The sequence below is a fragment of the Massilia agilis genome (assembly GCF_024756255.1).
GTDB lineage: Bacteria > Pseudomonadota > Gammaproteobacteria > Burkholderiales > Burkholderiaceae_D > Telluria > Telluria agilis.
In genome coordinates this window covers 505,080-525,949 of sequence record NZ_JANUHB010000003.1, presented here as the reverse complement: position 1 = coordinate 525,949, position 20,870 = coordinate 505,080, and the positions used below count along the sequence as shown (strand labels likewise).

The 20,870-nt window shown below is 68.4% G+C and carries 18 protein-coding genes; 14 read left to right on the top strand and 4 right to left on the bottom strand.

The window, feature by feature from the left end:
* Positions 1–2 precede the first annotated feature (2 nt).
* On the top strand, positions 3–1,973 hold the full coding sequence (locus tag NX774_RS15980; protein ID WP_258823224.1) for an SDR family oxidoreductase: 1,971 nt from the start codon (positions 3–5) through the stop codon (positions 1,971–1,973).
* 4 nt (positions 1,974–1,977) lie between these two features.
* Positions 1,978–3,381 (top strand): wax ester/triacylglycerol synthase family O-acyltransferase, encoded by a 1,404-nt coding sequence (locus NX774_RS15975; RefSeq protein ID WP_258823223.1) that lies wholly within the window; start codon positions 1,978–1,980, stop codon positions 3,379–3,381.
* Positions 3,382–3,555: 174 nt separating this feature from the next.
* Here NX774_RS15975 and NX774_RS15970 read toward each other — a convergent pair whose 3' ends face one another.
* Positions 3,556–4,227, bottom strand: a complete 672-nt coding sequence (locus NX774_RS15970) for a hypothetical protein (protein ID WP_258823222.1) — start codon at positions 4,225–4,227, stop codon at positions 3,556–3,558.
* 210 nt (positions 4,228–4,437) lie between these two features.
* Here NX774_RS15970 and NX774_RS15965 point away from each other — a divergent pair, with 210 nt between their 5' ends.
* The 4 genes from NX774_RS15965 to NX774_RS15950 are packed head-to-tail and all read left to right on the top strand — an operon-like array spanning position 4,438 to position 8,750.
* The gene (locus tag NX774_RS15965; RefSeq protein ID WP_258823221.1) at positions 4,438–6,135 is read left to right on the top strand and encodes an AMP-binding protein; all 1,698 of its coding nucleotides are present in this window, start codon (positions 4,438–4,440) and stop codon (positions 6,133–6,135) included.
* A 46-nt stretch (positions 6,136–6,181) separates the two neighbouring features.
* Entirely contained in the window at positions 6,182–6,736 is a 555-nt protein-coding gene (locus NX774_RS15960; RefSeq protein WP_258823220.1) for a phasin family protein, read from the top strand.
* 30 nt (positions 6,737–6,766) lie between these two features.
* Positions 6,767–7,540: a tetratricopeptide repeat protein gene (locus NX774_RS15955; protein WP_258823219.1), complete on the top strand. Its 774-nt coding sequence runs from the start codon at positions 6,767–6,769 to the stop codon at positions 7,538–7,540.
* Complete coding sequence (locus NX774_RS15950; protein ID WP_258823218.1) at positions 7,509–8,750, top strand: PGAP1-like alpha/beta domain-containing protein; 1,242 nt, start codon at positions 7,509–7,511, stop codon at positions 8,748–8,750. The genes NX774_RS15955 and NX774_RS15950 overlap by 32 nt, the downstream gene beginning before the upstream one ends.
* A 37-nt stretch (positions 8,751–8,787) precedes the next feature.
* On the opposite strand, the gene arsA is transcribed toward NX774_RS15950, so the two are convergent.
* Together arsA and NX774_RS15940 are read right to left on the bottom strand one after the other, a co-directional pair.
* Positions 8,788–10,545, bottom strand: coding sequence for an arsenical pump-driving ATPase (gene arsA / locus NX774_RS15945; RefSeq protein ID WP_258823373.1), 1,758 nt, complete (start codon positions 10,543–10,545; stop codon positions 8,788–8,790).
* A gap of 223 nt (positions 10,546–10,768) precedes the next feature.
* Positions 10,769–11,725 carry a MerR family transcriptional regulator gene (locus tag NX774_RS15940; protein WP_258823217.1) on the bottom strand — a complete coding sequence of 319 codons (957 nt, stop codon included), beginning with the start codon at positions 11,723–11,725 and terminating at the stop codon, positions 10,769–10,771.
* A 135-nt stretch (positions 11,726–11,860) separates the two neighbouring features.
* On the opposite strand from NX774_RS15940, the gene folE2 reads away from it, so the two are divergent.
* The 8 genes from folE2 to NX774_RS15900 all read left to right on the top strand — a co-directional run bounded on the left by folE2 (position 11,861) and on the right by NX774_RS15900 (position 19,623).
* A complete protein-coding gene (folE2, locus tag NX774_RS15935; RefSeq protein ID WP_258823216.1) occupies positions 11,861–12,658 on the top strand; it encodes a GTP cyclohydrolase FolE2 in 798 nt (265 codons plus the stop codon).
* A complete protein-coding gene (locus NX774_RS15930) occupies positions 12,651–13,976 on the top strand; it encodes an NAD(P)/FAD-dependent oxidoreductase (RefSeq protein WP_258823215.1) in 1,326 nt (441 codons plus the stop codon). Before folE2 ends, NX774_RS15930 begins: the two co-directional genes overlap by 8 nt.
* Before the next feature lie 6 nt (positions 13,977–13,982).
* On the top strand, positions 13,983–14,762 hold the full coding sequence (locus tag NX774_RS15925) for a DUF1365 domain-containing protein (RefSeq protein WP_258823214.1): 780 nt from the start codon (positions 13,983–13,985) through the stop codon (positions 14,760–14,762).
* Positions 14,743–15,957: an SAM-dependent methyltransferase gene (locus tag NX774_RS15920; RefSeq protein ID WP_258823213.1), complete on the top strand. Its 1,215-nt coding sequence runs from the start codon at positions 14,743–14,745 to the stop codon at positions 15,955–15,957. Before NX774_RS15925 ends, NX774_RS15920 begins: the two co-directional genes overlap by 20 nt.
* Positions 15,954–16,475 carry a DUF3833 domain-containing protein gene (locus NX774_RS15915; RefSeq protein ID WP_258823212.1) on the top strand — a complete coding sequence of 174 codons (522 nt, stop codon included), beginning with the start codon at positions 15,954–15,956 and terminating at the stop codon, positions 16,473–16,475. Before NX774_RS15920 ends, NX774_RS15915 begins: the two co-directional genes overlap by 4 nt.
* Complete coding sequence (locus NX774_RS15910) at positions 16,472–17,233, top strand: SDR family NAD(P)-dependent oxidoreductase (RefSeq protein WP_258823211.1); 762 nt, start codon at positions 16,472–16,474, stop codon at positions 17,231–17,233. The genes NX774_RS15915 and NX774_RS15910 overlap by 4 nt, the downstream gene beginning before the upstream one ends.
* A complete protein-coding gene (locus tag NX774_RS15905) occupies positions 17,230–17,652 on the top strand; it encodes a nuclear transport factor 2 family protein (protein ID WP_258823210.1) in 423 nt (140 codons plus the stop codon). Before NX774_RS15910 ends, NX774_RS15905 begins: the two co-directional genes overlap by 4 nt.
* A 144-nt stretch (positions 17,653–17,796) precedes the next feature.
* The gene (locus NX774_RS15900) at positions 17,797–19,623 is read left to right on the top strand and encodes a phosphoethanolamine transferase (RefSeq protein WP_258823209.1); all 1,827 of its coding nucleotides are present in this window, start codon (positions 17,797–17,799) and stop codon (positions 19,621–19,623) included.
* Positions 19,624–19,712: 89 nt separating this feature from the next.
* On the opposite strand, the gene ychF is transcribed toward NX774_RS15900, so the two are convergent.
* Positions 19,713–20,804 (bottom strand): redox-regulated ATPase YchF, encoded by a 1,092-nt coding sequence (gene ychF / locus NX774_RS15895; RefSeq protein ID WP_258823208.1) that lies wholly within the window; start codon positions 20,802–20,804, stop codon positions 19,713–19,715.
* Positions 20,805–20,870: the final 66 nt, after the last annotated feature.

The window sequence follows — 20,870 nt, the reverse complement described above, 5'->3', positions numbered from 1 at the left end:
GAATGCGCTACTTCGTCACCGGCGGCACCGGCTTCATCGGCAAGCGCCTGATCCGCACCCTGCTCGCCTCACCCGGCAACCAGGTCTGGTTCCTCGTGCGCGCGCAAAGCCGCGAGCGGCTGCCTGCGCTGTTCGCGTTCTGGAACGCCGATGCGGCGCGCGCGGTGCCGGTGTTCGGCGACATCCTCCAGCCCGGGCTGGGCATCGAGCCGGCGCAGCGCGAGGCGCTGGCGGGCCACCTCGACCACTTCTTCCACCTGGCCGCCATCTATGATTTGCGGGCCGGCGCGGCCGAGCAGGTGGCGGCCAACGTGGGCGGCACGCGCCATGCCGTGGCGCTGGCCAATGCGTTGCGGCCCGGCTGCTTTCACCACATGAGCTCCATCGCCGTGGCCGGCATGTTCGAAGGCGTTTTTCGCGAAGACATGTTCGACGAGGCAGAAAACCTGTGCCATCCCTACTTCGCCACCAAGCATGAATCCGAGCAGGTGGTGCGCGCCGAATGCAAGGTACCGTGGCGCGTGTACCGGCCCGGCCTGGTGGTGGGCGACTCGCGCACCGGCGAAACCGACAAGATCGACGGCCCCTACTACTTCTTCAAGCTGATCCAGCGCGTGCGCGCGCTGCTGCCGCCGTGGGTGCCGGTGGTCGGCATCGAGGGCGGGCGCATCAACATCGTGCCGGTCGATTTCGTGGTGCAGGCCATGGTCCACATCGCGCACCAGCCGGGGCTTGACGGCAAGGCCTTCCACCTCACCGATCCCGCACCGCGCCGGGTGGGCGACGCGCTCAACGTGTTCGCGCGCGCCGCGCATGCGCCGCAAATGGGCCTGCGCGTGAACGCGGCCCTGCTCGCGCTGCTGCCCGAATGGCTGCGCAAGGGACTGGCGTCGCTCAGCCCGGTCAAGCGCGCGCACGACGCGATCATGCAAGACCTCGGCCTGCCCGACGGCATCACCCAGCTGCTCAACTGGCCCACGCGTTTTGACAACCGCCAGGCGCAGGCGGCACTGGCCGGCAGCGGCATCGCCTGCCCGCCGCTGGAACAGTATGCCAATGCCGTCTGGGACTACTGGGAGCGCCACCTCGACCCCGACCTGTTCATCGACCGCAGCCTGCGTGGCGCGGTGCAGGGCAAGGTGGTGCTGGTCACGGGCGGCACCTCGGGCATTGGCCTGGCCACCCTGCACCAGCTCGCGGACGCGGGCGCGGTCACCCTCACCTGCGCGCGCGACGCGGCCGAGCTGGCCGCAACCGCCCAGGCCTTCGCCACCAAAGGCTGGCAGCTGCACACCTACCAAGCCGACCTGTCGGACATCGCCGACTGCGAGCGCTTCGTGCAGGCGGTGCTGGCCGATCACGGCAACGTGGACATCCTCGTCAACAACGCCGGCCGCTCGATCCGGCGACCGGTGGAGGCCAGCTACGAGCGCTTCCACGACCTGCAGCGCACCATGCAGCTGAACTACTTCGGCGCGGTGCGCGTGACCATGGGCCTGCTGCCGGGCATGGTGGCGCAGGGCGCGGGACAGGTGATCAACATCTCCTCGATCGGGGTGCTGACCAACGCGCCGCGCTTTTCCGCCTACGTGGCCTCCAAGGCGGCGCTGGAGGCGTGGTCCGACTGCGCCGCCGCCGAGTATGCCGACCTCGGCATCAAGTTCACGACCATCAACATGCCGCTGGTGCGCACGCCGATGATCGCCCCCACCAGCGTGTACCGCGACGCGCCCGCGCTCACGCCCGACGAGGCGGCGCAGTTCGTGGTGCGCGCCATCGTCAGCAAGCCGGTGCGCATCACCACCGAAGTGGGCACGCTGGGCATGGCGATGCAGCTGGCCACGCCGCAGCTGTCGCGCATCGTGCTCAACACCGCGTACCGCCTGTCGCCCGACGGCGCGCCCGAGGCAGCGCAGGAAGCCTCGCCCGAGCTGCGCGCGATGCAGCACCTGCTGCGCGGCGTGCACCTGTAATCCCATGGCGGCGCCCGGCGAAGCGCTGACGGCGGTCGATGCCGCGTGGCTGCGCATGGACCGGCCGACCAACCGGATGATGATCTGCGGCGTCATGCTGCTGGACGAGCGCATCGGACTGTCCGCCTTCAGGCAACTCGTGCGCGAACGCATGCTGTGCTTCCATCGCCTGCGCCAGCGCGTGGCCGGCGCGCATGCCAGTCCGCGCTGGGAGCTGGACCCCCACTTCGACCTTGGCTGGCATGTGCGCCACATGGCGCTGCCGGGCGCGGCGGGCGACGGATTGCAGGAAGCGATGAGCAACTTGGTGAGCCGGCCGCTCGACCCCGGCAAGCCCATGTGGCAATTCCACCTGGTCGACCTGCCGCATGGGAGCGCGATCGTGCTGCGCATCCACCACTGCTATGCGGACGGCTTCGCGCTGCTGCACGTGATCGACACCATGCTCGACCCCGATCCCGCGCATCCGCGCGCGCCGCCGCGGGACGTGTCCGCACCAGCGCCACAGCGCAGCGCGCTGGAGCGGCTGCTCGGCCCGGTGACGTCGGCGGCGGGCGACGCCGTGCGCGCCACGCTCGCGCTGGCCGGCGACGGCGCCACACTGCTCGCACACCCGCTGCGTGCGCTCGATCGGGCGCGCTCCGGCGCCGACCTGTTGGTCCAGGCGGGCCTGATCGCCGCCATGACGCCGGACGCGGCCACGCGGCTCAAGGGGACGGTCGGCGTGGCCAAGCGCGTGGCATGGGCGCCGCCGCTGGCGCTGCGGGAAGTGAAGGCGGTGGCGGCGGCGCTTGCCTGCTCGGTGAACGACGTGCTGGTGTCCTGCGTGGCGGGCGCGCTGCGCGGCTACCTGCTGGACGCGGGCGACGCGCTGGGCGGCGCCGGTATCCGCGCGCTGGTGCCGGTGAACCTGCGCCCGCCCGGTCCGCTGGTGGAACTGGGCAACCGCTTCGGCCTCGTGTTCCTCGACCTGCCGGTGGATGTGGACGATCCGGTGGCGCGCGTGCTCGAGGTGCACCGGCGCATGGACGCACTGAAGCAGTCGCGCCAGCCATGGGTTGCGCTTGGCATCCTGGCCGCGATGGGCGTCGCCCCGCAGCCGGTGCGCGAGCGCGTGCTCGACGTGCTGGCGGCCAACGCCAGCCTGGTGCTGACCAACGTGCACGGCCAGGACCAAGCGCGCTACCTGGCCGGCAAACGCGTCGCGCAGCAAATGTTCTGGGTGCCGCAGGCGGGCGGCATCGGGGTTGGCGCGAGCATCCTGAGCTACAACGGACAGGTCAGTTTCGGGCTGGTGGCCGATGCGCTGCGCGTGCCCGACCCGGCCGCGCTCGCACAGCGCTTTGCCGCCGAATTCGAGCACCTGGTGCTGGCCGTGCTGCTGATGCCCTGGCCGACAAAACCGTAGGGTGGGCAGGTCTTCCTGCCCACGCGTTCAGATACGGCATGCCGGGCCTGAACTGATGCGCTGGCCTGAAAAGTCGTACGGTCTCCCGCCACGCGTTCAGGTCACGCGTGCCCTGTTTGAACGCGTGGGCAGGAGACCTGCCCACCCTACATCGCCGAACACTCCAGCGCCCTGTCAATGATGTCGCGCCTTGCCCGCCTGCTCCTGCGCGCCGGCCGGCTGGTGCATGGGCATGGCCGCCTCCATCGTCTGCCCCACGCTGCCGGCGATCCCGATCAGCACATCGCGCACCGTGCGCACCGCCAGGTTGCCGATTTCGCCAGCCGACTCGATCGCACCCTCGATGCCGCGCTTGCCCACCTGCGCGGCATTGCCGCCCGATTCCTGCGCCGCCTCGACGGCCGCGTCGATCGCCTGCCGCGCCACCGTGCCCACGTCCGCGCCCAGCGAGGCGGCCACCCGGATCAGCGAGCGCAGCATTTCGAACGAGGCCGCCAGCACGTCGCCGCCCACGTCATGCACGCCGGCGATCACGCCCTTGGCCACGCTGCGCACGGCGATCGTCAGGCCGGTGCCGACCTGCTCGCTGGCGCGGATCGTGCCCTCCACCACGTCGTGCACCACCTGCACCAGCTCGCCGCCGGCCGCGCCACCGGTGCCCAGCGCATCGGACACCGCCTTGCGCACCAGCGCAGTGATGTCGCCCTCGATGTTGTTCAGCGCCGACAGGCTCACCACCACGCCCTGCTGCACCTCGCGCGCGGTGGCGCCGCCATCGCCCTTTTTGTGCGCCGGCGCCTGCGCGCTACTTCCTTGCGTCTCTGCTTTCGTATGCCTCGTTGCCATCGTCATCTCCTCGTGTCATGTCGGACTGCCTGTGCTTAAGACAGCGCCCGCATGCCGGCCTCCCTTCGCCGGCAAGGGAGAGACACTGATCCAGATCAAAGCCGCCCACGGGCCTGCGGCGCATCGTTCTCGACGAGCCGCCCGCTGCACGCGGCTCGCGCGCGCCGCAACGGCGCCTGACCGCGCACCGGTATCCATCGAGAGGCTCGCATGCACAAATTCTGGCTCGACAGCTACCCGCCCGGGATTCCGGCCGACGTGCAGGCGGACCGCTTCGGCTCCCTCAACGAGATGTTCAGCTGGGTCTGCGCGCGCTTCCGGCACCTGCCGGCCTTCACCAACCAGGGCACCACGATCCGCTGGAACGACGTGGATACGCTGTCGCGCAATTTCGCCGCCTTCCTGCAGGGGCTCGGCCTGGGCCGCGGCGAGCGCGTCGCGCTCATGATGCCCAACCTGCTGCAGTACCCGATCGCGCTCCTGGGCGTGCTGCGTGCCGGCTGCGTGATCGTCAACACCAACCCCATGTACACGGCGCGCGAGCTGCAGTACCAGCTGGTGGACTCCGGCGCGAGCGCGATCGTGGTGCTCGACAATTTTGCCCACACGGTCGAGGATGTCATCGAGAACACCGACGTGCGCCACGTGATCACCACCCGCGTGGGCGACATGCTGCCGTTCCCGAAGGCGCAGATCGTCAACCTGATGGTCAAGCACGTGCGCCACATGGTGCCGCCGTGGCACATCAAGGGGTCGGTACCGTTCACTGCGGCGCTCCAGCGCGGCGCCGAACTGAAGCTGGAGGAGGCGGCGCCGGGCCTGCACGACCTGGCCTTCCTGCAGTACACCGGCGGCACCACCGGCGTGCCGAAGGGCGCCATGCTCACGCACGGCAACATGGTGGCCAACGTCGAGCAGACCGCGGCCTGGGTCGCGCCCGCCATGGCCGAGGGCAAGGAAGTGGGCGTCATCCCGCTGCCGCTGTACCACGTGTTCGCACTGACCGCGATGCTGGCCTGGTGCCGCATCGGCACCCACATCGTCCTGGTCACCAACCCGCGCGACCTGCACAGTTTCATCCGCGAGCTCAAGCACGTACGCTTCACCGCCCTGATCGGCGTGAACACCCTGTTCAACGCGCTCCTCAACGCGCCCGCGTTCGCGCATGTGGATACCAGCTCGCTGCGGCTGGCGGTGGCCGGCGGCATGGCGCTGCAGCGCTCCGTGGCCGAACGTTGGCAGCAGCGCTTCGGCATCCCGCTGATCGAAGGCTACGGGCTCACCGAAGCCTCGCCGATCGTGTGCGCCAACCCGCTCGACCTGAAGCATTACAGCGGAACTATCGGGCTGCCGATCCCGTCAACCGAATGCGCGATCCTGGACGACGAGGGCCGCGCGCTGGCGCTGGGCGAGCTGGGCGAGCTGGCCGTGCGCGGCCCGCAGGTCATGAAGGGCTACTGGAACATGCCCGAGGAAACGGCCCACGTGTTCGCGCCGGGCGGCTGGCTGCGTACCGGCGACATGGGCGTGATGAACCCGGACGGCACCATCAAGCTGGTGGACCGCAAGAAGGACATGATCATCGTCTCCGGCTTCAAGGTGTTCCCGAGCGAGGTGGAGGACGTGGTGGCACTGCATCCGGGCGTGTACGAGGTGGCGGCGATCAAGGCGGCGGACGAGCACTCCGACGAGGTGGTCAAGATCGTGGTGGTGCCCAAGGACGCCAGCCTGAGCGCCGAGCAGCTTGTCGAGCATTGCAAGGCCAACCTGGCGCCCTACAAGGTGCCCAAGTACGTGGTGTTTCGCAGCGAGCCGCTGCCCAAGTCGAACATCGGCAAGATCCTGCGGCGCGTCGTGGCCGAGGAAGAACGGGCCCGCATGGCGCCGGCGGCAACATCGGTGGCATGAGGCGGACATCATCCACACGCAGCATTGCACTTTTGGGGGGAACGACATGGTCAGGAAAGCGAAGGAACCGGCAAACCCGGAACAGAACGCGCTGGTGGACGCGGTGTTCACCTCGGCCCAGCAAATCTGGGTGGCCGGGCTTGGCGCGTTTGCGCGCGCCCAGAAGGAAGGCAGCGAACTGTTCGACAAGCTGGTGCAGGAAGGCGGCGAGCTGCAAAAGCTGACCGAACGGCTCAAGCCCGACAAGGGCTATTCCCCGGGCGGCACGATCTCCAAGCTGGCCGAGAACGTGAGCCGCCAGGCGAGCGGCTCGTGGGACAAGCTCGAAAAGATCTTCGAGGACCGGGTGGCGCGCGCGCTGCGCAGCCTGGGCGTGCCGTCGCACGATGACGTACAAGCGCTGCAGCGCCAGGTGGAGGAGCTCAAGCAAATGGTGGCAACGCAGATGCAGGCGCCCAAGCCGGCCGCGCGCAAGACCGCCGCCAAAAGCGCCGCCAAGCCGCCCGGCAAACCCGCGGCCAAGCTGGCGGCCAAGGGCGCGGCCCTGAAAGGCGGGGCGCGCGCGGCGGCCAAGCGCCAGGCACGGCCGGCCTCGCACTGACAGCGCCAGCCGGCTCGACAAAGGCAAGCGATGGCCTGGGCCAAGTTTCCCTATCCCGACCCGGCGTACGTGTACACGCCCGCCCGGTTGAAACGGGCGTGGCCGCAACTGCACCTTGGCGACGCCGAGCCGTTCCCGCAGCTGCCGCAGGTGCTCGAGGCGTGGATCGCGTTTCACGCCGGCCAGTTCGAAGAGGCGGCGCACAAGGGGCTGGCCGCCGGGGTCGAGGGCTACGCGGCGGCGCACAAGGCGTCCTGCATCCATGCCGTGTACCTCGAAGGCGGCGTGCAGAAGCGGCGCGCCCGCTTGCTGGAAGTGGCGGAACGCTGCGAGGAGCAGCAGGAGCAGGAGCCGCGCAACCCGGCCGGCTTCTACTGGCACGCGGTCGCGCTGGGGCGCTACGCGCAGGACATCTCGGTGGCGGCCGCACTGGCGCAGGGCATTGCCGGCCGCGTGCGCCAGAGCCTGGAGCGCACGCTCGAACTGGCGCCGCGCCATGCGGACGCCCACATCGCGCTCGGCGTCTACCATGCCGAGATCATCGACAAGATCGGCGCGCTGGTCGCCAAGCTGACCTACGGCGCCAGCCGCGACGCGGCCTTGCGCCATTTCCGCACCGCGCTTGAGATCAATGTTCGCTCGGCAATCGCGCGCATCGAATACGCGAATGCCCTCATCATGCTCGATGGCGGCGACAAGGAGACCGAAGCTGCGCTGCTATGCCAGCAGGCCGCTTCGCTCGAGCCGCACGACGCGATGGAGAAGCTGGACATTGAACGCGCAAGAAAGGAACTCGGGCCATAACGGCGGCTGGCGGCGTCACCTGCACGGATCGGACCTGCACGGCATCGGCCGCATCGGCCTGTCGGCCTTTGGCGCCGCGCTCGACCTGGTGGAAGACACGCACAAGGCGCTGGCCGGCAGGTGGCTGGCGCGCGGCCGGATCGGCAGCTTCGGCACGAGTGCCTACGCGCGGGCACGCCTGGCGCACGCGGTTGCCGGGCGCTGGGTGGACCGCTTGCTGGCGCCTGCCGTGCTGCCGGGGCACCGGCCGTCCTCGCCCGAGCGCGAATCGGTACTGGCCGCGCTGAACGGCTTCTTTGGCGACCGGCTGGCCGACGGCGCCAATCCGCTCGCCATTCCCATGCGCCTGCGCCGGCACGGCCAGGCGCTCGATTTGCAGCGGCAAGCGCTGGCGCGCGACATCCCGGGCGCCACGGGCAAGCTGCTGGTGCTGGTGCATGGCCTGTGCCGCTGCGACCTGCAATGGCGCCGCAACCACCACGACCACGGCGAGGCGCTCGAACGCGACCTCGGCTACACCGCGCTCTACCTGAGCTACAACACGGGCCGGCATATCTCGGTCAACGGGCGCGAGTTGGCCCAGGTGCTGGAACAGCTCGTGGCCAACTGGCCGGTCGAGGTCGAGGAAATCGCGATCATCGGCCACAGCATGGGCGGACTGGTCGCGCGCAGCGCCTGCCACTACGGCAAGAAGGCGCGCCACGCCTGGCCCCGCAAGCTCAGGCACCTGGTGTTCCTCGGCACCCCGCACCACGGCGCCCCGCTCGAACGCAACGGCAACTGGCTCGTCGAAATGATCGGCCGCGCGGCCTTTGCCGCCCCGGTGACACGGGTGGCGCGCCTGCGCAGCGCCGGCATCACCGACCTACGCTACGGCAACCTGGTGGACGAGGACTGGCATGGCCGCGACCGCTTCGAGCAGGCCGACGACCGGCGCCTGCCGGTGCCGCTGCCGCGCGGGGTAAAGTGCTACACCATCGCCGGCACCACCGGACGGCGGCTGGGCGACATCCGCGACCGCTTCCTAGGCGACGGCGTGATCCCGCTCGACACCGCGCTCGGCCGCCACACCGACGCCCTGCGCACCCTGCGTTTTCCTGCCGCCCGGCAGTGGATCGCGTTCGGTATCCATCACCTCGACCTGCTCAGCCGCAGCGAGGTGTACGACAAGCTCAAGGAGTGGCTGGCAACGCGCGCACCGGACAAATGACGGCTGTCGCCGCCCCTTCGCGCAACGCATCACGCGCTCAGTGGTGCGCCAGGTCGCGCAGCCGATCCACGCCGACCGGCTCGTGCTTCAGGAGCGGCACGACAGCGAACCGGCGAGCATGATGCGTCGCCACCGCATCGATCTCCCGCAGTTCGTTGTGCGCGCGCTGGCGCAGCAGCGGCGATTGCGGATGCGCGGCGGCGACGCTGTTATTGACGATCCAGGCCCATGGCTCGATCCCCGCGCGCCGCAGGTCCGACTGCAGGTTGGCAGCTTCCAGTACGGGCGTGGTTTCAGCGAGCGTGACGATGAGAACCTTGGTTTGCCGCGGGTCTTGCAACTGCATCATCGGGGTGGTGTAGTGCACGCCCGTATTGCCCATCTGGCGCGTCACTTCCCGGTGATACGCGCCCGTGGCATCGAGCAGCAGCAGCGTATGCCCGGTGGGCGCGGTATCCATCACCACGAAGGTCCTGCCCGCCTCGCGGATGATGCGCGAGAAGGCCTGGAAGACCGCGATTTCCTCGGTGCAGGGGGAGCGCAAGTCCTCTGCCAGCAAGGCGCGCCCTTCGGCGTCGAGCTTGGCCCCCTTGGTGTCCATCACCCGCTTGCGGTAGCGCTCCGTTTCCTCGTGGGGGTCGATGCGGCTGACCGTCAGGTTGGGCAGTGAACCGTCCAGGGTTTCCGCCAGGTGGGCCGCCGGGTCGGAGGTCGTCAGGTGCACGGGCAGGCCACGCTGGGCCAGCTCCACGGCAACCGCGGCTGCCAGGGTCGTCTTGCCCACGCCGCCCTTACCCATGAGCATGACCAGGCCATGCCCATCGACGGCGATGTCATCCACCAGGGATGCCAGGTCCGGCGCGTCGAGTTTAGCTGGGAGTTCGGTGGCTGCGGGCGCGCCGGCACTGGCGCTGTCCACCAGCAGGTGGCGCAGGGCGTCCAGTCCAACCAGGTTGAACGGCTTCAAAGGGATCTGGTCCGGAGGCAATGCCTTGAGCACATCCGGCATGGCGGCCAGTGCCGCTTGCTCCTGCCGTTGGATCGCGGCAGCCAGCTCATCGTGCTCGGCCTCGTGCGATGGGAGCACGCCGTTGATGACGAGGTACTGCTGTGAGATCCCGATGGCGGCCAGCTCTTCGTGGGTGCGCGCGACCTCCCGCAGTGCGCTGCGCTGGGCACGGGCAACCAGGACCAGTCGCGTGCTGAGCGGATCTGCCAGGGCGTCGACGGCTGCCTTGTATTGGGCACGCTGCTTTTCCAGCCCGGCCAAAGGCCCAAGGCAAGACGCGTCGCCCTTGCCTTCCTCAAGAAAACCGCTCCACGCGCCGGGCAATTGGAGCAGGCGGATGGTGTGGCCGGTCGGGGCGGTGTCGAAAATGATGTGATCGTATGCTGCGGTCAGCGCCGAGTCGATCAGCAGGGCGGTGAACTCGTCGAACGCCGCGATTTCCGTGGTACAGGCGCCGGACAGCTGCTCCTCCATGCCCTTGACGACGTCCTCCGGCAGCACCCCGCGCGCCGGACCCACGATGCGGTCGCGATAAACTTGCGCGGCCGCCTGCGGATCAATTTCGAGCGCGAACAGGTTTGGCACGGCGGCAATCGCGGTGATCCGGTTGCCGATTTGTTCCCCAAACACCTGCCCCACATTCGACGCCGGGTCCGTGCTGACGAGCAGCACCCGCTTGCCTTGCGCGGCGAATTGAACCGCGGTAGCGCAGGCGATCGAGGTCTTGCCAACACCCCCTTTGCCGGTGAAGAAGAGATGGCGCGGCGCCTGCTGGATGAATTGCATGGGTGCCTGCTCGTCAAATGCCTGAATCATCGTCAATCCTTCCAAAGTGATGCATCGGCCCGGCGGCCCTGTCCTTTACATGGCTCGATAGTACGCCCGCGCTTGTACAGGCACCAGAAATGCAAACGCAACCTCGAACGAATTTGCGAACGCGCGAAACTGCTTCAAGATATCTTCACGATGCGCCTGACGCAGCACCCGAGTGCGGGTGCCGTCTGGCTGCTCACGCGGGCCCGGCCCCGGCGCCTGCCGCAGGCCGCTGCTGGTCGCCCGGTAGACGCCAGGCGGCCAGGGCGCGCAGGGCGTCGTCCAGGCTGGCCAGGCGGACCACCCCTTCCGGAACGGTCGCCCCGAGCACCCCGGCCCCGCCCACCCACAGGGCCACGCTCTCGGGCAGCAGCGCGCGCAACTGGCGCAGCAATTCGGGTATCTGCCGCGTGGCGAAGGCCTGCGAGAACGACAGGGCCACGATGTCGGCCTGATGCGCGCGCGCGGCACGGTCGATGTCGCCCAGCGGCATCTGGGTGCCGAGCGGGATGCACTCGGCACCCTCCAGCGCCAGCACTGCCTCGACCATCAGCAGCCCGAGAATATGTTGCTCGTCCGGCACGGTGGTGAGCAGCACCCGCGCCCGCGTGGTGCCGCGCGGCAAGCTGGCGATCGCCTGGCGCAGGACCCGCTTCGTCAGCTCGCTGAACAAATGCTCCTCGAACACTTCGAGCTGGCCGCGCTCCCATGCCTGCCCCACCGCCTGCGTCAAGGGAGCAACTGTGTCCATGACAAACCGCTGCAAGCCTTGCCGTCCCAAACGTTGCTGCAAGGCCCGCACCAAGCCGTCGGCATCATGTTGGCGCACCAGTTCCAGCAGCCCGGCCACGGCATCATGGGCCTCCCCGGTCGCGCCGGGGGGCAGCGCGCGGCGCGGCGCCAGCGCAGCCAGCTGCTCGGCGTCGAGCTGCATCAGCTTGCCCGGCCGGTGCCCCTGGTCCATCAGGCGCTTGATCAGTCGCAGGTGGTTCACCTGGGCCGTGGTGTAGACGCGCTCGCCATTGGCGTCGCGCGTCGGCACCGGAAAGCCGTAGCGCCGTTCCCACACGCGCAGCACGTCCTTCGATAACCCGGTATCGCGCTCGACGGCGGCGATGGTAAAGCTGGGCACACTCATAAATGTCCTAGACAAAATGCGAAAAAACGTTTGACAACCATGTTTCCGCTAAGTATCTTATGCGCAACCCATCGGTTTGTCCATGACAAAACAAGGGAGCGGGAAGCCGCTTCGCCGTCCCACCCCCATCGCCTTGAGGACCATTACCCAATGAATGCTCGCGAATCCCTGCTCCTGCCCGACGTGCAATCGTCTTCCGATGGTCGCCGCCTGCCCATCCAGCGCGTCGGCGTCAAGGACTTGCGCTACCCGATTGCCGTGGCTGGCGCCAGCGGGATCGTGCGCACCGTCGGCACCCTGCAACTGACGGTCGGCCTGGCGCCCCACGCCAAGGGCACCCACATGTCACGCTTTGTTGAGTTGCTGGAGGCGCAAGAAGAAGCGCTGACACACTCCGGCCTGCTGCTCTGCCTCGGCCAGATGCTTGCCAGGCTGGAGGCCGACAGCGGCCGGATCGAAGTGGCATTTCCCTACTTCATCCGCAAAAGCGCGCCGGTGTCCGGCATCGGCAGCCTGCTCGATGTCGAGGTCACGATGATCGCCGAACACCTGCCCGGTGTCCAGCCGCAGCTCACCCTGCGCGTTGCCGCGCCGGTCACCAGCCTGTGCCCGTGCTCGAAGCAGATCTCGGCCTACGGCGCCCACAACCAGCGCTCGACCATCACCATCGAAGCGGTGTTGCGCGCCCCGCTCGACATCGAGGAATTGGTGCGCCTGGCCGAGGAACAAGCCTCATGCGAGGTGTTCGGCCTGCTCAAGCGGCCCGACGAGAAGTGGGTGACCGAGCGCGCCTACGACAACCCGAAATTCGTCGAAGACCTGGTGCGCGACATCGCCCTGCAGCTCATGGAAGAGCCACGCATCCGCAGCTGGAAGGTGACTTCGGAAAATTTCGAATCGATCCACAATCATTCCGCCTACGCTGAGCTGTGGGGCAGCAATGATTAAGCACGACATGACCACGCCGCGCATTGCCGTGGTAGGCGCCGGCATCACCGGCCTGGCCAGCGCCTGGCTGCTGTCGCGGCACTACCGGGTCACGCTGTTCGAAGCCAACGATTATCTGGGCGGCCACACCAACACGGTCGACGTGACGCTCGACGGCCACACCCATCCGGTGGACACCGGCTTTCTGGTGTTCAACGAGCGGACCTACCCCAACCTGACTGCCCTGTTCGACCTGCTCGGGGTCGAGACCGTCGAGACCGAGATGAGCTTTGCCGTCAGCCTCGAGCAGCCCGACCTGGAATGGGCCGGCACCAGCCTGGCAACGCTGTTCGGCCAGAAGCGCAACCTGCTGCGCCCCGCCTTCTGGGGCATGCTCGCCGATATCCTGCGTTTCCACCGGGCCAGCGCCGCCGAGCTGGCCCGGGTTGGCGACCGCGGCCGCACCTTGCGCGACTTCCTCGACGAGGGCGGCTATGGCCCCGCGCTCGCGCACTGGTACCTGTTGCCGATGGCCGCCGCGATCTGGTCCTGCCCGACCGGCGCCGTGCTCGACATGCCGGTCGCGACCTTCCTGCGCTTTTGCGCCAACCATGGCCTGCTGCAAGTCCTCGAGCGCCCGCAATGGTCCACCGTGCGCAACGGCGGCCGCAGCTACGTGCACAAGCTGGCCGCCTGGCTTGACGACGTGCGCCTGCGCTGCCCGGTACGGTCGGTGCGGCGCGGGCTGGCCGGCGTGCGGGTGGACTACGAAGGCGGCAGCGAGCTCTTCGACGAAGTGGTGCTGGCCTGCCATACCGACCAGGCGCGCACGATTCTCGGCCGCTCGGCCAGCGCGGCCCAGCATGCGCTGCTGTCGTCGATCCGTTACCAGAAGAACCGGGCCGTGCTGCACACCGACGCGCGCCTGCTGCCGCGCGCGCGCAAGCTGTGGTCGGCCTGGAACTACATGGCGGGGCAAGGCGGTCCCGGCAACACGGCCGTGGGCGTGTCCTACCTGATCAACAAGCTGCAGCCGCTGCCGTTTTCAACGCCGGTCGTGGTCAGCCTGAACCCTGCGCGCGAACCCGACCCGGCCCACGTGCTGGCCGAGTTCGATTACGCCCACCCGCTCTTCGATGGCGCCGCCGTCGCGGCCCAGCAGCGCCTCGCATCGCTGCAAGGGGATGGCGGCATCTGGCTGGCCGGCGCCTGGAGCGGCTACGGCTTCCACGAGGACGGACTGAAAGCCGCGCTGGACGTGGCCAACGCCCTCGGCGTGAGCGCGCCATGGCAAAAGGACGTGGTGCCCGCGCCGATGCGGCGCGCACTCGTTGCCTGAGGCGGCATGGACACCCGTCCCCGGCTCTACCTCGGCCACGTCATGCACCGGCGCCTGCGTCCTGCCGCCAACAGCTTCGTCTATCCAGTGTTCTACGTGCTGCTGCCCCTGCGCGACCTGGCGGCGGCGGCCTGCGGCGTGTTCTCGGTCGACCGCCCCAACCTGCTCAGCTTTTACTCCCGCGACCACGGCCCGCGCGACGGCAGCGCGCTGCTGCCGTGGATCGAAGCGCGCCTGCAAGAACATGGGCTGCCCAGCGACGGCCCGGTGCTGCTGCAAACCTTTCCGCGTGTGCTGGGCTACCTGTTCAACCCGGTCAGCTTCTGGTACTGCCACGACCGCGCCGGCACCCTGGTTGCCGTGCTGGCCGAGGTCAACAACACCTTTGGCGAACGTTGCCACTACCTGCTGCACCAGGGCGGCGCCGCGCTCGACACCGATGCCGCCCTGGTTGCCGAAAAGCGCCTGCACGTATCGCCATTCAACCGCGTCGAAGGGCACTACCGCTTCCGCTTCGCGCCCGGCGCCGCGCGCCAGCTGGTACGCATCGACTACGACGATAACGCGGGCGAGCTGCTGCGCACGGCCATCGCCGGCACAGCCAGGCCGTGGACCGCCCGCGCGCTGCTCGCCGCGTTCCTGCGCATGCCCTTCCTGACCCTGGGCGTGACCGCACGTATCCACTGGCAGGCACTCAGGCTCTGGCTGAAGGGCGTGCCGTTCCACGGGGCCAGCCCGGCCTGCGCTTCACCAACCATTCCTCCCCATGACCCACACCATCGATGACGCCCTGTCCCTGGGCGGCTGCCCCCGTCCGGGGCGCGATACCCGTACCGTCTTCGGGCTGCTCGACAAGCTGGCCGGCGGCCTGCTCGAAGTGCGCCTGCCGGACGGCGCCACCCGCCAGTTCGGCCACGGCAGCACCGCCGTTGGCATGCACGTGCATGACGAGGCCGTGTTCGGCCGCGTGCTCGCGCGCGGCGACATCGGCCTGGCCGAAGCCTACCTTGACGGACAGTGGGATGCGCCCGACCTCACCGCCCTGCTCACCCTGCTCGCGCGCAACCGCGACACCCTGGCGGACGCGGTCTACGGCTCCTGGCCGCAGCTGCTGGCCGCACGCCTGCGCCACTGGCTGCGCCGCAACAGCCGGGCCGGCGCGCGCCGCAACATCCTCGCCCATTACGACCTGGGCAACGACTTCTACGCGCTGTGGCTCGACGAGACCATGAGCTATTCGGCCGCCATGTGGGGCGCGGCCGGCGCCAGCCTGGCACAGGCCCAGCGCGCCAAGTACGAGCATGTGCTCGCGCTGCTGCAGCCAGCCCCCGGCCAGCACGTGCTGGAGATCGGTTGCGGATGGGGCGGTTTTGCCGAGCTGGCGGTCCAGCATGGACTGGCGCTGACCGGGGTCACGCTGTCGCCGTCCCAGCTCGCTTGGGCACAACGCCGCGTGCCGCAGGCCGACCTGCGCCTGCAGGACTACCGCGACATCGGCCAGCGCTTCGACCACGTGGTGTCGATCGAAATGTTCGAGGCGGTCGGCGAGCGCTGGTGGCCCGCCTATTTCGCCACCCTCGCCCGGGTGCTGCGCCCGGGCGGGCAGGCGGTCGTGCAGAGCATTACCATCGCCGACCACCTGTTCCCGCAATACCGGCGCGGCACCGACTTCATCCAGCAATACATCTTCCCTGGCGGCATGCTGCCCTCGCGCGAGGCGTTCCGGCGCGCGGCGGCCCGGCAGGGCCTGGAAGTCACGCGCGAAGTCGCCTTCGGCGCCGATTACGCGCGCACGCTGGCGGCCTGGCGCACCCGCTTCGAGGCCAACTGGCCCGCGATCGCCGCGCTCGGCTTCGACGACACCTTCCGCCGCCTGTGGCGCCTGTACCTGTGCTATTGCGAGGCGGGCTTCCTGGCCGGGAACATCGACGTCGTCCAGTTCCGCCTGAAACACGCCAGCCTGGACCAGGAACGCCCATGAAAAGCCTGGTTTGCGCCCTGCTCCCGCTCGGCCTGGCCGCGTGCGCCTCGGACGACCTGGCCCAGTACCGGCAGGAGCAGCCGGCACTGCACCTGGAACGCTACCTCGATGGCAAGCTCGATGCGTGGGGCATGTTCCAGGACCGCTTCGGCCGGGTGAAGAAGCGCTTCCACGTCACCCTGCAAGCCAGCTGGAAGGGCGATGCCGGCGTGCTGGACGAGCGCTTCGAATGGTCCGACGGAACCCGCTCGCGCCGCGTGTGGAACCTGCGCCGCCAGCCCGACGGCAGCTACCGGGGCACCGCTGCCGATGTCGCCGGCGAAGCGGTCGGCCGGCTCGCGGGCAACGCGCTGCACTGGCGCTACGTGCTCCAGCTGCCGGTGGGCGACAGGACCTATAACGTCGATGTGGACGACTGGATGTTCCTGATGGACGACCAGGTCATGCTCAACCGCTCCACCATGTCCAAGTGGGGCGTGCGGGTGGGCGAGGTCACGCTGGCATTCGTCAAGCGATGAATCCCCGCATACGCGACTGGCGCGGCCGCAAGGTATGGCTGGTCGGCGCATCCAGTGGCATCGGCGCCGCCCTGGCCACCGAGCTCGCCCGGCGTGGCGCCCGGCTGGCGCTGTCGGCGCGATCGGCCGGGCAACTGCGCGCGCTGGCACTGCCGGACGCGCTGGTGCTGCCCTGCGATGTGGCCGACGCCGCCAGTCTCGCCATGGCCCACCGCGCGCTGTGCGCCGCCTGGGGGAGCGTGGATGTGGCGATCTACCTCGCCGGCGACTACGCGCCGATGGGCGCTGCCGATTTCGATCTCGCCCGCGCCGAACAAGTCGTCGACGTCAATTTCAATGGCGCGCTGCGCTTTGCCGCCACCGTGCTGCCTGGCCTGGCGCCGGGCGGTGGCATCGCCTTTGTCGCCAGCGTTGCCGGCTACCGCGGGCTGCCGCGCGCGCTGTGCTACGGACCGGGCAAGGCGGCGCTGATCCACTTTGCCGAATGCCTGCACCTGGAGCTGGCGCCGCAGGAAGTCGGGGTGTGGGTCGTCAACCCCGGATTCGTGCGCACACGCCTGACGGCGGGCAACACCTTTCCGATGCCCGCCCTGCTCACGCCCGAACAGGCGGCGACCGCAACACTGGACGGCTTTGCCCGCGGGCACTTCGAAATCCATTACCCGCAACGCTTCACGCGTGTGCTCAAGCTGCTCGCGCTGCTGCCCTACCGCTGGTATTTTCCGCTGGTTCGCCGCATCACCGGGGCCGGCGCATGAAGCTTGCCGGCCTGATTGAATTCTACGAAACCCTGTCCCCGGACAGCGTGGGCCGCTGCGCCGACTTCTACGGCGACGATGCCTGCTTCAAGGATCCCTTCAACGAGGTGCGCGGCGTGGCCGCGATCGAGCGCATTTTCAGGCACATGTTCACGCAGCTGCAAGCACCCCGCTTTATCGTCACACGTACGCTGGCTGGCGCCGGCGAGGCAATGCTGGCCTGGGAGCTCCACTACCGTACGCGCGGATGGGGCAGCAGCAAGGAGGAAGTGATACGTGGCATGTCCCACCTCGTGTTCAGGCCGGACGGCAGGGTGGCAAGCCACCGCGACTACTGGGACGCCGCCGAAGAGCTCTACCAGAAACTGCCCGGCATCGGCGCCCTGATGCGCTTGCTGCGCCGCCACCTGGCCGCCTGAGCGACGGCGCCAGGCCGGTCTGCAGCAGCTGGGAATATGCAGCCCGGGCAAGCGGGACCAAGCTTGGGCTCGCGCAAACGGATCATGGCCGCACAGGGATAACCTTTGCTTCGCCCTGTCGCCCGAGAGTGTCATGCACCGATCATGAAGACCTGGCCCGCCATGTGGACAAAGCAGGTCCTTCCAGCCTACCTGCTGGCGTGGCTGTCCCCGGCGATTTGCTTCCTGCTGTCCGACTTCAGGCTCATCAGTGTTGAAAAGGTGCTGCTGGCGCTCGCCTTCTTCTGCGTGTGGCACCTGGCCTTCGCCAGTTTCGAGCGCGCCGTGTACTACTCGGCCTTCTTTCTCCTTGTCCTGCTGCCGTTCGACCTGTTTTTCTTTTTCGTGTACCAGGAGCCCCCGGGCACGCCGGTGTTGCTGTCGATCGGCGACAGCAACATGATCGAAGCGGCGGACTTCATGCGCGGGCGCGCCACGACCCTGCTGTGCTGCACGTTGTTTGCGGCCGGCATATGGCTGATGACGGCACGGGCCGCGCGCCGGGGTCTGGGACGAAACTGGCGCTGCTACCGGCGCGGCATACGGCGTCCCGCGCGTGCCGTCCTGGCCTTGCTGGCCGCACTGGTGGTGCTGTTTCCCACTGCCCCGGCCGCGGAGCATCTGCTGCGCGACGCCGGACACACCGGGCTGGCCGCGGCAGTCAAGAAGGCCGACGACGGCCTGCTTGCCCCGCTTGCCAACGTGCGCCCGATCTTCCCGCTTGGCCGCTTCGTCTCGCTCGGCGAGTTCTGCCGCGAGAGCACCTACCTGCGCCACGCCGAGCAAAGCCGGGCGCTGTTCCGTTACCACGCGCGCCAGCTCCAACCACCGGCGGCGCGGCAGATCTACGTGCTCGTGATTGGGGAAACCGCGCGCGCCGACCGCTTCGCGCTCAATGGCTACACCCGCGGCCTGCCTTCCTTCCTCGCCCGGCAGGAGAACGTCGTCCCCATCCCCGACATCATCACGCCGTTCACCTACACCAACCTCTCAGTGCCCACCATGCTCACCCCGCCGCTGCCGCAAGACCAGGAGCGCGAACGCGCCAGGTCGCTGGTGAGCGCGTTCCGTGAAGCCGGCTTCAAGACCTACTGGATCTCGAACCAGCAGCCGATCGGCATGCGCGAAACCGAGGTCTCGCACTTTTCGCGCGAAGCCGACGAAGCGGTCTTCATGAACCTGTCGATCCGCACGATGCACATGGACGGCTTGTACGACGAACACTTGATCGCGCCGCTGGCCAAATTCCTCGCGCGGCATGAGCAGAAGCAGTTCTTCGTCCTGCACATGCTCGGCTCGCACGACTCGTACCAACGGCGCTATCCAGCCGCGTTCGACATCTTCCAGCCGTCGCTGCGTTCGCTGCACGATCCGGACCACCACGACCGGCGCAACAAGCTCGCTGTCGAGAATTCCTACGACAACGCGATGCACTACACCGACTACGTGCTGGCCAGCATCATCGAGACCCTCGGCAGGCAGGATGCCGTCTCGGCGCTGGTCTACGCTGCCGATCACGGCGAGACGCTGTTCGACGGCACCTGTGGGCGGTCCGGCCATGGCAGTTCAGGCCGGCAGGAGTTCCCGGTCGCGGCCATGGCCTGGGTCTCGCGCCAATACAAGGCACAATGGCCCGGGCGCTTCGAACGGCTGGCGAAGAACGCGACAGCGCCGATCACCACCGAAGCCATCCTGCCGACCATGCTCGACCTGGCCGAGATCGACACGCCGCAACTGGACCGCTCGCGCAGCCTGGCCAGCGCATCGTTCCAGGCGCAGACGCGATGGGTGAACGCGCCCGAGCCGATCGAGTGGGACAGCGCAACGACGCGCGGCGCCTGCCACCTGCTGGTGGCCGGCAAGCCGAAGGACAAGCTGCCTGCGCTGGCCGGCAGCGGCGGCCATGGCCTGGGGAACCCGAAAGCGCGGTGAGCCTTGGCGCCGGCCGAAACGAACAAGCCCCGGCGCCAAGCGGCAGCCGGGGCTTGCGAGGTTCGCCAGGCCCTGCCGGGCCCGGACGCTTAGACGTTGAACAGGAAGTTCAGCACGTCGCCATCCTTGACGACATACTCCTTGCCTTCCGCGCGCATCTTGCCCGCTTCCTTGGCGCCGGCCTCGCCCTTGTACTGGATGAAGTCCTCATATGAAATCGTCTGTGCACGGATGAAGCCGCGCTCGAAGTCGGTGTGGATCACGCCCGCGGCCTTGGGCGCGGTGTCGCCGATGTGGATGGTCCAGGCGCGCACTTCCTTCACGCCGGCGGTGAAGTAGGTCTGCAGGCCCAGCAGCTTGTAGGCCGCGCGGATCAGGCGGTCCAGGCCCGGCTCTTCCATGCCCATGTCGGCCAGGAAGGCTTCCTTGTCGGCGTCCTCGAGGTCGGCGATTTCGGACTCGATGGCCGCGCAGATCGCCACGATCGGCGCGTTCTGGGCCTTCGCGTACTCGGTCAGCTGGTCCAGCAGCGGGTTGTTGGTAAAGCCCGTGTCCGACACGTTGGCCACGTACATGGCCGGCTTGGCGGTGATCAGGCACAGCGGCTTGAGCAGTTCGAGCTGTTCGGCGTCCAGGCCCAGCGTCCGCACCGGCTTGCCTTCGTTCAGGTGCGGCGTGATTTTCTCCAGCAGCGCGCACAGCTTGATCGCCTCCTTGTCGCCGGCACGCGATTTCTTGAGCTCGCGGTGGTACACCTTCTCGACGGTGCCCAGGTCGGCCAGCGCCAGCTCGGTCTGGATCACTTCGATGTCGTCGATCGGGCTGACCTTGCCGGCCACGTGCACCACGTTCGGGTCTTCGAAGCAGCGCACCACGTTGACGATCGCGTCGGTTTCGCGGATGTGCGACAGGAACTGGTTGCCCAGGCCCTCGCCCTTGGACGCGCCGGCCACCAGGCCCGCGATGTCGACGAATTCGACGATGGCGTTGACGATGCGCTCCGGCTTGACGATCTCGGCCAGCTTGGCCATGCGCGGATCGGGCACCTCGACCACGCCGACGTTCGGCTCGATGGTGCAGAACGGATAATTTTCAGCCGGGATGCCGGCCTTGGTCAGGGCGTTGAACAGGGTGGACTTGCCGACGTTGGGCAGGCCGACGATGCCGCATTTGAGACTCATGGGTGACTTTCTGGCTCGATTTGGAAAACCTCGTATTGTAACCGGGGACCGCGCCGAACGCCGCAA